Raw genomic sequence first — 13,248 nt, forward strand, 5'->3', positions numbered from 1 at the left:
TAGTGTATCACATTCGAGTAAGAATACTATGATACAAAACTATAATTAAGGACGTAAACGGTTGGTCATTCGTGGAAATGGAATGGCTTCACGAATATGCTCCTCACCAGTTACAAATGTCACCATACGTTCTAAGCCCAAGCCAAATCCTGAGTGTGGCACTGAACCGTACTTACGCAAATCAAGGTACCAAGCATACTCATCCATGTTTAACCCTAGTTTTTCAATTTCATTCTTCAGGTAGTCATAATCCGTATCACGTTCTGATCCACCTATAATTTCTCCATAACCTTCCGGAGCTAATAAATCAGCTGAAACAACAATGTCATCTCGTGTTTTATGGCGCTTCATGTAGAATGGCTTAATTGCTTTTGGAAAGTTAACAATAAACACGGGTTTAGCAAAATGATTAGCCAAGAACGTTTCTTCGGGTGAACCAAAATCAACACCCCACTCCACATCAAAATCATTATCTTGTAATAATTTGACTGCATTATCATAGCTCACACGTGGATATGGTAACTGCGTATATGAACGAAGTAGGTCTTTGTCACGCTTGAGAATGTCAAGTTCTTGATCATTATTCTCGAGTACCTTTGAGATCAAGAAAGCAATATAACGTTCTTGGAGTTTCAAACTTTCCTCTTGATCCATAAAAGCCATTTCAGGCTCAATCATCCAAAACTCAGTCAAATGACGTCTCGTCTTAGATTTTTCTGCGCGAAATGTTGGCCCAAATGTAAATACTTTACCAAACGCCATTGCACCAGCTTCAGCATACAATTGACCAGTTTGCGACAAGAATGCTGGTTCGCCAAAATAATCCGTTTCAAATAATTCAGTCGTTCCTTCTGGGGCAGATCCAGTCAGCACAGGAGCATCTAATTTCGTAAAGCCTTCTTTGTTAAAGAACTCGTATGTTGCTGCAACAAGTGTATTACGAATTTTTAGAGTAGCAAACGGCTTCAGATGCCGTAAATACAAATGACGTTCGTCAAACAGAAATTCAGTCCCATGCTCTTTAGGCGTAATTGGATAGTCATGGCTTTCACCAATTACTTTAATATCGGAAACAGCCATTTCATAACCGAAAGATGAACGAGCATCTTCATGAATTTCACCAGTAACATAAATACTAGTTTCTTGCTTCAAACTTTTAGCAGTTTCAAACACTTCTTCTGACACGTCAGCTTTAGCAACAACCCCTTGGAAGAAGGCTGTGCCATCACGTAATTGTAAGAATGCAATTTTGCCACTACCACGCTTTTGACGGAGCCAAGCCCCAATAGTCACTGTCTTTCCAACAAAGTTTTTTGCATCAATAATCTTAATTTTAGGTATTTCTTCAGTCATCACTATATTAATCTTTCGTATATTTTTTAAAGAATTGCGTCAAACGTAAAACTGCTTCATTAAGGGTATCTTGGTCTTTAGCATAACTCAAACGCAGATATCCTGGCATGCCGAATCCCTCACCGGCAGGCAAAGCAACATGTGCTTCTTCTAAAATTTTCGTTGATAATTCAACAGTATTACTTACGCCAACAAGTTTCATTAATTTTTCATCAACTTGTGGAAATAAATAAAAGGCACCTTGCGGCTTTACATCAACGTGTACGCCATTAATTTTGTTTATTGCCTCAAAAGTCGTATTTAATCGTTGTTCAAACGCTTGACGCATTTTTTCAACGGTGTCTTGCTCCCCATTCAATGCCTCAATTGCTGCATATTGAGCCGCTACTGTTGGATTGGAAGTCATGTGTCCCAATAACTTATTCATCGCCGAAATAATTTCTGAACTCGCTAAAGTCCAACCTATACGCCATCCTGTCATTGAGTATGCCTTAGACACACCATCCACAATAATCATAGCACTGTTTTCAAGATGTTGTAACTGCAACCCAGATGTAAACTCAGCACCATTATAAACAAGTTGACCATATATTTCGTCTAAAATAACATAGACCCCATGTGTATTTGACCAATCTAGGATATCTTGAATTTCTTGTTTACTATATACTTGCCCAGTTGGATTGGTAGGAGAATTGACAATAACCAACTTGACCGTTTCTTTAATTTTGTCCAAATCTGAAATGGTTAACTTCATCGACGAGCTTTCCGAATGAACCTCTATCAGTTCACCACCAGCTAGCTTGATTTGTTCAACATAACTCACCCACTCCGGAGCAGCAGTAACAACTGTGTCACCAGGATTTAGTAAAACTTGCATCAATACATACAGTGATAATTTTGCTCCTGTCGTTACGGAAACATTTTGAGTAGTAATAGCTGCTTCATATCGCTGACTGACATTTTCAACAATCGCCTGCTTCAAGGCAGGTAAACCACTGGCTGGTGTATAAAAACTTGTTTTTTGTGCTTGAATCGCTTCAATAGCTGCGTCAGAAATATTTTTAGGTGTTTGAAAATCAGGCTCACCTACGCCTAAATTAATGACATCAATACCCTCTGCTTGCATTTGTTTAGCAAGGCCGTTCATAGCTAACGTTGGAGAAGCAGTTATAGCATTCACACGATTCGAAAAAGTCTTCACTTTATAGTTACCTCTTACATACCTGAAATGGCACGATACGTCTTTCCTGATTTAAAGTCTAATGTTAAATAATTTAGTTTATTGTCCTGCCCTTTATAACTAATCTCCCAAACTAATACACCTTGGTATTCACTAATATTAGCTGAATATAACTTTTTTGGCTTGTATTTGTTAGTTATCATTTTTTTGAGCTGACTATCTGTCATTCCTGATGAACGATTATATGTTTTTATTTTATTATTGCGAACAATTGCAACTTTTTGAGTGCCAGTCGTTGTTTGCCCTAGAACAGCATAAGTGGTCGTCTTTCGATAATTAACAGATACTTGTGTTACTGTTGCAATGCTTGTTTTTTCACGTACTAATTTTTCAACTCGATTTTCTGCCTGGCGCATTGGAGCTAATGAAACGTAAAAATACCCCAAAATAAAGGCTGCTAGGATAATCAGAATACCGATTACTATGAACCAGAAGTGCGCCCAATGAATGCGCGCTTGGCGATGTCGCTGGCGGATTCGAATATCATCTTTAAATTGTATCATTTTTTGAACCCTCCATAATGGCATGTACACATGATATTATACCAAAAAATATGGTGATTTTGATCTGCGAGTTAGAGGTCATGCAATAATCGATCATATTGCTGTTCTAAACCTTTTTTCAAGTTCATCTTTTCAACGACAATTTGTTGCTTAAATCGATTACGTTGCATAGCATTCAATTGAGAAACTAATATACCATTTTGATGACGTTGCATTTGGGTTAAAACATAAGCTAGACGTGATACAGGTTGCCATACTTCTCTTTCTGGAACAATTACAATTGCAGGTAATTCCTGCTCTCTAAGCCACATGGTTGAAAAAATTTTGGGGGTAACAATAATAATATTATTTCGTTTGGTTTGACTCTGTCGTTGTATTTTTTCCAACGAGCCAGTAATTCCTTCCGCGACAATATTATAATTCGTTGTCACTGCATATTTTATTTTTTGATACCAATGATTAACCCGTTCTTCATTGGGGACGATTAATAGTATTTCTCCAACATTACGCTGCGTAATAGCTTGTAAATGCACTATTGGAGACGCACGTTGCAATTGTACAACATGAATTGGTTGTAAATCATTATGAACAAATTCACGCTCAACAGTAAAGGGCTCCGGTACATCACGTAAGAATTCCGTAACCTCTGTTGGTAAAAACTCACTCACAATTAATAATTTATGAACATTGGAAACAAATTCTGCTTGATAAATCGCACGTTCCAAAATATCGAATACGACTTCAGTTTGAGTTTGTCCGTTAACTTCGGAAAATTCATTTGCCACCACAATGTCATTTTGTAACTGTAAGCGTCTAATCTTCAACAATTGATCTCGAGCATCTTGGAACTCATGAGGAATACTATTTTCACTAATTTCAAATAATTCCTTCAAATGTAATATTATCAGTAGAAACCGTTCCACGCGCTTTAAATTAGCCCGTTGATTATCGGATTGCAATATTTGTTTTAGTAGTTTTAATGCTTCACTTAAACTCTGCCGAACAAATAAGCGCTGTTTATGCGTCAAACCAGCAATCTCTTGATGATTCAATCCTTTTAAAATGTTTTGATACTGCGTAACATTTAAAGAAACGTGAAAATAATCATGTAAATCATCAACAAATTGCGTTGGTGTTTCCATGACAACAACTGGCCATTTATCAATCTTTTTCTCTTCACGCAGTTTCTGACTTTGCACAAAGTATGTGCTGAAGTTCATGATAATGATATTAGCTTGATGCGCACTTTTATAAGCCTTTTCGAAAAATTGTGCATGACTGTCACCACGAATCGATGATACGTAGTCACCATTTTGAACACCTACCGAAATTTCTCGAAGTAAACCAGTTTTTGTTTGCGTTAGCCAAACCAAAACACGAGCTTTAAAAAATTGAATTTGCAATGTACTTTTTTCTTCTAAAGTTTGAGCAAACTTTTCAACATCTATATACTCTGATGGCTCGTACAAAATAGCACTTTGCATTGGTCGGCTAAATAGTTTTGTAAGATTAGTAATAATGTCTACTTGCTGAGCTTGTAAACTCTCATCATTAGTCAATAAAACCGCTGTTTTTCCACTTAGAATAACTGGAACCAAATAGGCCAATGTTTTTCCAACTCTCGGACCGGTTAAAATGGTCAGCAAGCCATCAGTACGTTTATTTAAGAATTGATTGGCACGATCCATTAAACTGTTCTGTGCAACATTTGTCGTTAACCACTGCCCAAATAACTTTGTCTTTTCGTCACTTGTTTCTGGATAATCAACTTGGGCAGATTTAGAAGAATGAATTGTTTGTTCTGTTGTAGTGGTTAATACAGCGACTTGCTCAACGGTACCAAAATTTTGCTTGTTTTTTGAATGAACAAGCTTTAAAAATTGCTGCGTTTGACGTAGTAACGGCCAATCACCTTGTTGCAATTGTTTTAATGTAATGTCCGGTAATTCTTCAAGTTTTTTCCAAAATTTCAAAAACAGCAAAGCCGTGGCATGCGCATCCGCATTGGCACGATGTGCATTTTTGAGCGTGATATTTAAGTAGGTCGTTAAATCTAATAAACGATATCCCGGCGCCGTTGGAAACAATATTTGAGCAAGCTGTACTGTGTCAATAGCAGCGGATTTTAAGAGTGGAAAACCAGTTCTTTCGAACTCATCATTTAAATACGGATAATCAAAATTAACATTGTGCGCAATAATCACTGTATTTTGAAGTAAATTTTGCAATAACGGTGCAATTTCTTCGAAATACGGTGCGTTTTGCACATCCTTTTGTGATATATGCGTGAGCTGCTGAATTTGACGATCAATTAGTTGGCCAGGATTGACAAAAGATTCAAAATGATCAACGATTTGACGTTTCTTTATAAATGTCATACCAATTTGAATAATTCGTCCACCTTTTTTTACGCTATGTCCTGTGGTCTCAAGATCGACAACCACGAATGTATCGTTGGCGTTCATATAAAGCACCTTTCTAAACGTGCGTGCTAGAGCACTTTTTATGTGAGAATTGCGCTGTTTACTACACAATAATTATGCGCACTAAACAACGCAATTCTCTTTTATATTTTACACTAAATACTACTGTGCGGTACAATAGTAGAGTACATCTGGAGAAATTTATGTTAAGTCAAATGAATGGCGTAGGTCAATCCCACGCAAAAGCAATATTAATCGGCGAACACGCCGTTGTTTATGGCGAACCTGCCATTGCAATTCCCCTACCAAATATGACGGTCACTGCTACATTGAGGCCAGCATTTCGTGGTCAAACAATCGATGGTGCTGAATTCCATGGTGATTTAAGTGAACTTGGTGCAAACGTTGAAGGTATCCGACAGCTATTACTGCGCCTAATCAATAAATTTAAAATGACTAATGTGCCATTCCTTCTCTCTATTGAGTCAAATGTTCCTCAAGAACGAGGATTTGGCGCTTCAGCTGCTCTAGCAACTGCGATTACAAGAGCATTTTTCGATTACTTTAACACGACTTTAAGTAATACGGAACTGAATTACTTCACAAACATTGAAGAAGTCATTTCCCATGGATCACCTTCTGGCTTAGATGCCACCACCGTTAATTCGAGCAACCCGATTTGGTTTATCAAGAACAAAACAATGGAAAAATTCGAAATGAACTTATCAGGTACGTTGGTATTAGCCGATACAGGTATCCATGGTCAAACCGTTCACGCTGTCAGCATAGTCAAAGAATTTTTGATTAATGATCAAGAACGTGCTTGGTCAACAATTAGTCATCTCGGACAAATTGCTGAAAAAATACGGATTGATATTTCTGAAAATAATCCCGAGCATTTAGGTATGATGTTTACAGCAGCCCATCACGAATTACAATCATTGGGTATTTCACATCCTAAACTTGACAAACTAGTTAATGCTGCGAATCATGCTGGTGCTTTAGGAGCAAAGTTAACAGGCGCTGGCATTGGTGGTGCTATGTTTGCTTTAGCTAGAAATAATAATGATGCAATCGCAATTGCCAATGCTCTCAATAAAGCTGGCGCACAGAATACATGGATTCAACCCTTATGAAAGCTACTGCCCATACAAATATTGCCCTCATAAAATACTGGGGGAAAAAAAATACGGAACTGAATCTACCGACAACTAGCTCACTTTCATTAACACTAGACAAGTTTTACACAACAACTTCTGTGGAACCTGCCAATCATGATCGTTTTATTTTAAATGACCAAGTCGTCGACGCCACTCGTGTTCATCGCTTTTTGGATATTCTGCGACAACAGTTGGGTGATTTTACACCACTGCAGGTTATTTCTGAAAATCATGTACCTACAAGTGCTGGATTAGCCTCCTCTGCTTCGGCTTTTGCTGCGTTAACAGGAGCTGTTACACACGAATTAGGAATGGACCTACCCAAGGAAGAATTATCCCGCTTAGCCCGTCGTGGTTCTGGTTCAGCTAGTCGCTCTTTTTTTGGTAACTTCGCCATGTGGCATAAAGGTATTGACGACGCATCTTCTTTTGCCGAGAGCCTTAACGCGCCTGAATTGCCCATTGCCTTGGTTGTTGCTGAGGTTTGTGATGCGCCTAAAAAGATAACTTCAACTGAGGGAATGAAACGTGCTATTACCTCACCAAATTATGATCGCTGGCTATCAAAGTCGGCTAATCAATTCATTGATATGCAACATGCTATCCTAGATCAAGATATTGACAAAATTGGTGCTTTGGCTGAAGATAATGCCTTGGGTATGCATGCTTTAAATTTAACAGCTACAAGAAGCCCATTCACTTATTTTACAGACAAAACACAATTAATTTTATCTTTGATACAAGATATGCGCCATCAAGGAATATTGGCCTATGCAACAATTGATGCAGGGCCAAACGTTAAAATTATCACAACAATGCAAGAAGCGCCCAAAATTGTGACCATACTAAATCATGCCATACCATCCCTGAAACTTGAAATTGCTCAAAGCGGGCCTGGAATTTCTTATGACTAAAATATTAATCCCTGGTAAACTCTTTTTGGCTGGTGAGTATGCAATTACTAATCCTGGCAATACCGCGCTTGTTGTTGCCATTACTACAGGGTTAGCAATAGAAATTACCACAGCCCGTGAAGTTTCTACTATTACTTCTAATATCATTACAGATGATCTAACTTTCAATATCAACCAAGAAACGCCAGAGCAAACTGATGACTGGCGTTTTGTTCGCGCGGCTGTGAATCTGATGACACATTATGTTCACACGAAAAAAATTAGGGCAACATTACAAGAAGTAAATATTGACATCAAAAGTAATATGAATCATCCTACAGGTAAAATTGGTCTTGGTTCGTCTGCAGCCGTGGTTGTAGGCATCGTATCGGCTTTTAATAACCATTTCAAACTCAACCTAACGTTACTGACTCAATTTAAAATTGCTGCGCTCGCACACTTGCATGTGCAGAAAAATGGTTCATTAGGTGATGTTGCAGCAATAACATACGGCGGTGCTATTTCATACCAAAGCCCTGATTTGTCTCAATATCAAACGGCAGATAAAAATTGGCTACAGCCTGAAATTGTAGATGTGCCCTGGAAAAAACTAAACATCGTTCCCCTCAGTTGGCCGCAAGACTGGCAAATCCTTTTAGGTGCCACACATGAAAGCGCCAATACAAGTAAGGCACTCGCCTCAAAAACATTGCCAACTTCTTTTTTCAAAGAAAGTCAACATGTCGCTGACGACGTCGTTCAATCGGTTATTAAAAACGACTACAAGCAATTTTCAAAAGGTTTAAAATTGAATCAAACCATCTTACGGCACACATTATCCCAAAAATACGTTACGCCAAAACTAGCAATTCTACTGCAGACACTTGGCGATACCGCAGGAAAAATCAGTGGTGCTGGATTTGGTGATAATGGCTTTGCTGTTGTTAATGGACCTACAGATTTACCAGAAAAGTGGCTTGCAGCTGAAATTGAGCCACATTACGTCCAAATTGCCCCACAGAATCGAGGTTAAAATGACTGAATCTGCTCAATCTCATCGTAAAGATGAACATCTATCGCTTGGTGTCAAACTCTGGCGTCAAAATACAATGCCTGTCATTGGTGCAACTTATGATGATGTACGTTGGTTACCCAATACTTTTCCCGAAACGAGTGTGTCAGAAGTTGATGTTTCAACCAAATTATTTGAACACCACTTTAAATGGCCCTTCTACATTGAAGCCATGACAGGCGGATCAGCTTTAACTGGTCGCATCAATATGGAACTTGCTGAGGTAGCTGCTGAGTCAAATATTGCTATGGCAGTTGGCTCACAATCGATTGCACTTAAAGAACCAGAAACTCGTGATACATTCACAATTGTTCGTAAGAAGAATCCCAATGGTTTTCTATTTGCCAATTTAGGGGCCGACCATCCTATTTCAAATGTACGTACTGCCATTGATATGATTGATGCTAATGCCATTGAACTTCATGTTAATGCCGCCCAAGAACTTGTCATGGCTGAAGGTGATCGCAAATTCTATTGGCTAGACAATCTTGCTGAAATCATCGCAAAGTCACCTGTTCCGGTGATAATTAAGGAAGTCGGCTTTGGTATGAGTCAGTCTACTTTCAAACAAATTGCCGATCTAAATCCAGCTGCTATCAATGTTGGTGGAGCAAACGGAACAAATTTTTCTATTATTGAACAAAGGCGTAATCGCCTTTCTGAAGCTGTTAATTTAGATCATTACGGACTATCAACTGTCGAAAGTTTGCTGGAAGCAAAAATGGCTAAAAATAACTTACCCTTAATTGCTACAGGAGGCATTCAAAGTGTGAATCATGTCATAACTAGTCTCATGCTGGGCGCGTCTTTAACTTCTAGTGCTGGTTTCATGCTCACAACACTAATGGAAAAAGGTCAAAAATCATTACTCGAAGAAATTAATGCATGGCAAGTAGCGTTGCCACGTCTATTCACATTACTTGGTGCCCAAAATATCACGGAACTGCAACATAAACCACTAATATACAGCCCTAACCTACAAAATTTTATTGCACAACAAAAAGCATCTCAATGAGATGCTTTTAAATTTGTTATTTTATTAAATCAACTTTGTCAAAGTCAACAATAGCAATTACTGGTAAGTTTCTGAAAAAATTATTGTAGTCCATACCATAGCCCACAAGGAATTCATCCGGCACTTCCAAACCAAAATAATCAACTTCAAAATCAACTACTCTAGCCTCTTTCTTATCAGCCAATGCCACTGTGGTCACACTTGAGGCACCCTTTAATTCAAAATAATTGTGCAGCCACTGCATTGTTCTTCCTGAATCAATAATTTCATCAACAATAACAACATCCCGCCCAGTTAAATCCATGCTAACATCATGAACTACTTTGACTTGACCAGTTGATGCTGCGCCTGAATAACTTTTAACGTCTACAAAATCGAAATCAACATCCAGTGGCATCTTTCGAAGTAGATCGGTGGCGAAGATAACCCCGCCTTTTAATACGGCAATAAAAATAGGTCGTTCTTTATTTCCCTCAAACTTTGTAGTCAATTCATTAGCCACACGCTGAACCTGTGCTTGAATATCTGTTTCTGTCGCCAACACCCCTTTGATAGCTGGGTGTGTGATTAAAGGTTTCATGCTAGACCTACTCTCTTAAAAATTTCATCAACATGTCGCAAATGATAATGATAATCAAATGCATCGTCAACTTGTTCTTTTGTTAAGTTTGCTTGGATGGTTGGGTCTGCATCTACTAGGTCGCGGAACATCAATTGCTCATCCCACGAACGGGCTGTCAATGGTTGGACAGTGTCATATGATTGCTCACGTGACAATCCTGCATCAATCAAACTCAACAGTAAACGCTGTGAATATATTAACCCATACGTACGGTCCATATTCTTTTTCATTGTTTCCGGGAACACACCCAAATTATTTAGAATACCAGTATGGCGGTTTAACATGTAATCAAGTAATGCGGTTGCATCTGCAAGTATGATACGCTCTGCAGATGAATGCGAAATATCACGCTCATGCCATAAAGTAACGTTTTCCAAAGCAGTTACTGCGTAACCACGTAGCACACGTGCCAATCCAGTAATGTTTTCATCACCAATTGGGTTTCGCTTATGTGGCATGGCCGATGAGCCCTTTTGTCCTTTAGCAAAGCCCTCTTCAACTTCATGTATTTCAGAGCGCTGTAGGGAACGAATTTCAGTAGCGAGCTCCTCCATTTGAGTACCAATCAAGGCAATTGTCTGGATATAATCTGCGTGTAAATCACGTGGTAGTACTTGTGAACCAACTGGTTGAGGGGTTAGCCCAAGTTCTTTCATAGCAACTTCTTCAACACGTGGTGGCACGTTTGCAAATGTACCAACGGCACCTGAAAGTTTCCCAGTTTCTACCTCTGCCGCAACACGTTCAAAACGTTCTATAGCGCGTGTTGCTGAAGCATAGAAACGTGCCATTTTCAAACCAAAAGTTGTTGGCTCAGCATGCACCCCGTGCGTACGACCCATCATAACTGTGTCTTTATATTGCACAGCTAATTTTTTAATTGCTTCACGCCAGTCTTGCAAATCTTTTTTTATCATATCATTTGCTTGGCGCAAACGTAAAGCTTGTGCTGTATCAACAACATCCGTTGAAGTTAGACCATAATGAATCCACTTGCGCTCATCACCCAAAGATTCAGATACGTTACGTGTAAATGCAACTACATCGTGTCGTGTAGATAATTCTATTTCTGCTATTCGATCTACATCAAATTTTGCATTTGCACGTATTTTTGCAAGATCCTCGGCTGGAATGTGGCCTTCGGCGACCCAACCAGCGTCAACAGCAATTTCAACATCTAACCATGTTTGATATTGATTTTTCAGCGACCAGATGTCGCGGAGTTGTTCTCGTGAATATCGTTCAAGCATTATTTTTGTCCTTTGTGAAATAAAGTGAAGCAGCGAGTAATAAGCCACCAAACGTGTTACCTAAAAATGCTGGCACAAGATTATGCAACATTTGTACCAGTGTAATCGTACCATTAAAATAAGCAGCTGGCAGCAAGAAAAAGTTAGCAATAACATGATTGAATCCAATCAACACAAAGATCATGACTGGAAACCACATACCTACTATTTTCCCAATGGTATCCTTGGCGACCATACCTAAGTATACACCCATCGCCACCAACCAATTCGCACCGATTGCCGAAAAGAAGATCATCGGCATACTTGGAGTTACTTTAGACATTGCCATTGTCGCAACTTGTTTGCCATAAATATCCACCTTAGTCAGTCCTAAATAGTGTCCAAAAATATAGGCTAATAAAATCGCACCAAGTCCATTGAGCAAAGTTATCAGTATTACTTCAAAAAAATAACGTAACCAACCCAAATTACGATTTAAAGCGCCGTAACCAAGAACAAACATATTTCCAGTAGCTAACTCTTGTCCAGTGAACACAATCATAATTAGTCCGACCGGAAATAAAGATGCGCCGACCAAAGAGACAACGGGAGATTGGAGAGCAGTTAGTGGTGCCATTGCACGTATTGCTGCTAAAAATCCCAAAGAAATAGCAACGCCACCCAGTATCCCAAGCGTTACTTTTTTCCTGAGAGGATAGCTAACTTTTCGTCGTACAGTATCAACTAGCAATGCTTGCATTTCAACGTTTGTGTGCATATTCATCTCCAGAATAACTTTATTTAATTTTCTCTACTCAATTATTTTACCAGTTATTTTACTTGTTGCGTTCGTAATTAAATTAGTATTTTCTCACAAAAATAAAAAAAGTTCGGTTTAACCGAACGAAACAGTGTTTTTTATAATTTTAAGCGAACGTTTGGATTGTAAGCGTTCACAGGCCTAAATAAAACTTTGAAAATAAGGCAGCGAAAATTGCACCAACAAATGGCGCTATTCCGGGCACAAGAATACCGTATTGGAAATCACTGGAGGCTCGTCTTTTCCAAGGAATAATTGTATATGCAATACGAGGCCCCATATCTCGAGCAAGGTTCATTGCAAATCCAGTAGTACCACCTAGACCCATACCAACAGCCCAAACTAAGAAAGCCACAGCTAGCGGAACCATACCAGGAACATCCCCCGCTTTTGCAGAAATAGCTAATATACCTGTCAAAAATACGAATGTCGCAAACATTTCAACAAAAAAATTACGTGGTAAGTTACGAATTGCTGGCGCTGTTGAAAAAATATTGCGAACGATTACTGGATCAATATCTTTTTCAGATAATTTAAATTGATCTGCATACATAATATAGACAATAATTGAGCCGAAAACACCACCCAATACTTCTACTAAACTAACAATTAAGAAATAATCAAAATGAATATTTCCTAAAATAAGTTGGACCATTGCCATTGCAGGGTTAATATAAACTTCCCCGAAGATAAACAAAACAACTGCTATTCCAAAACCCCAAGTTGTAATCGAAAACAGATGACCTGAACCGTGGTATTTTGTACGATTCAACACTTCATCAGCGTGGACGCCAACTCCGAAAATAATCATGAGCGCAGTACCCATGAATTCAGCCAACAATTGATGTATCATTTTTAATCTCCTAAGGGGTTGAAAATTTGCATGTGAAGTTTTAAATTACAGTCACCTAAACTATA

General features: G+C 38.7%; 12 protein-coding genes. 4 read left to right on the forward strand and 8 right to left on the reverse strand.

Features of this window, described 5'->3' with window-relative positions:
• Positions 1–45 precede the first annotated feature (45 nt).
• The 4 genes from asnS to RHP64_RS06930 all read right to left on the reverse strand — a co-directional run bounded on the left by asnS (position 46) and on the right by RHP64_RS06930 (position 5,561).
• Positions 46–1,353 carry an asparagine--tRNA ligase gene (gene asnS, locus RHP64_RS06915; RefSeq protein ID WP_025268230.1) on the reverse strand — a complete coding sequence of 436 codons (1,308 nt, stop codon included), beginning with the start codon at positions 1,351–1,353 and terminating at the stop codon, positions 46–48.
• A 7-nt stretch (positions 1,354–1,360) separates the two neighbouring features.
• Entirely contained in the window at positions 1,361–2,554 is a 1,194-nt protein-coding gene (locus tag RHP64_RS06920; RefSeq protein ID WP_025268231.1) for a pyridoxal phosphate-dependent aminotransferase, read from the reverse strand.
• Positions 2,555–2,568: 14 nt separating this feature from the next.
• Positions 2,569–3,096: a hypothetical protein gene (locus tag RHP64_RS06925; RefSeq protein ID WP_025268232.1), complete on the reverse strand. Its 528-nt coding sequence runs from the start codon at positions 3,094–3,096 to the stop codon at positions 2,569–2,571.
• Positions 3,097–3,167: 71 nt separating this feature from the next.
• Positions 3,168–5,561: an exonuclease domain-containing protein gene (locus tag RHP64_RS06930; RefSeq protein ID WP_025268233.1), complete on the reverse strand. Its 2,394-nt coding sequence runs from the start codon at positions 5,559–5,561 to the stop codon at positions 3,168–3,170.
• Positions 5,562–5,722: 161 nt separating this feature from the next.
• Between RHP64_RS06930 and mvk the strand changes: the two genes are divergently transcribed.
• From mvk to fni, 4 genes are read left to right on the forward strand one after another with little or no spacing between them, the layout of a single operon-like run.
• A complete protein-coding gene (gene mvk / locus RHP64_RS06935; protein ID WP_011680077.1) occupies positions 5,723–6,655 on the forward strand; it encodes a mevalonate kinase in 933 nt (310 codons plus the stop codon).
• The gene (mvaD, locus tag RHP64_RS06940; protein ID WP_080987883.1) at positions 6,652–7,593 is read left to right on the forward strand and encodes a diphosphomevalonate decarboxylase; all 942 of its coding nucleotides are present in this window, start codon (positions 6,652–6,654) and stop codon (positions 7,591–7,593) included. Before mvk ends, mvaD begins: the two co-directional genes overlap by 4 nt.
• Entirely contained in the window at positions 7,586–8,605 is a 1,020-nt protein-coding gene (locus RHP64_RS06945) for a mevalonate kinase family protein (RefSeq protein WP_014324909.1), read from the forward strand. The genes mvaD and RHP64_RS06945 overlap by 8 nt, the downstream gene beginning before the upstream one ends.
• Before the next feature lies 1 nt (position 8,606).
• Positions 8,607–9,659 (forward strand): type 2 isopentenyl-diphosphate Delta-isomerase, encoded by a 1,053-nt coding sequence (gene fni, locus RHP64_RS06950; RefSeq protein WP_011680080.1) that lies wholly within the window; start codon positions 8,607–8,609, stop codon positions 9,657–9,659.
• Positions 9,660–9,675: 16 nt separating this feature from the next.
• Here the strand turns inward: fni and hpt are convergent, their stop codons facing one another.
• The 4 genes from hpt to larD form a co-directional block, all read right to left on the reverse strand.
• A complete protein-coding gene (gene hpt / locus RHP64_RS06955) occupies positions 9,676–10,239 on the reverse strand; it encodes a hypoxanthine phosphoribosyltransferase (RefSeq protein WP_011680081.1) in 564 nt (187 codons plus the stop codon).
• Positions 10,236–11,531 carry an adenylosuccinate lyase gene (gene purB / locus RHP64_RS06960; RefSeq protein ID WP_002815074.1) on the reverse strand — a complete coding sequence of 432 codons (1,296 nt, stop codon included), beginning with the start codon at positions 11,529–11,531 and terminating at the stop codon, positions 10,236–10,238. Before purB ends, hpt begins: the two co-directional genes overlap by 4 nt.
• Positions 11,524–12,288, reverse strand: a complete 765-nt coding sequence (locus RHP64_RS06965) for a formate/nitrite transporter family protein (RefSeq protein ID WP_061514978.1) — start codon at positions 12,286–12,288, stop codon at positions 11,524–11,526. The genes purB and RHP64_RS06965 overlap by 8 nt, the downstream gene beginning before the upstream one ends.
• 175 nt (positions 12,289–12,463) lie before the next feature.
• Positions 12,464–13,183: a D/L-lactic acid transporter LarD gene (gene larD / locus RHP64_RS06970; RefSeq protein WP_042250343.1), complete on the reverse strand. Its 720-nt coding sequence runs from the start codon at positions 13,181–13,183 to the stop codon at positions 12,464–12,466.
• Positions 13,184–13,248 lie beyond the last annotated feature (65 nt).

Source organism: Leuconostoc sp. XM4, from assembly GCF_055698815.1.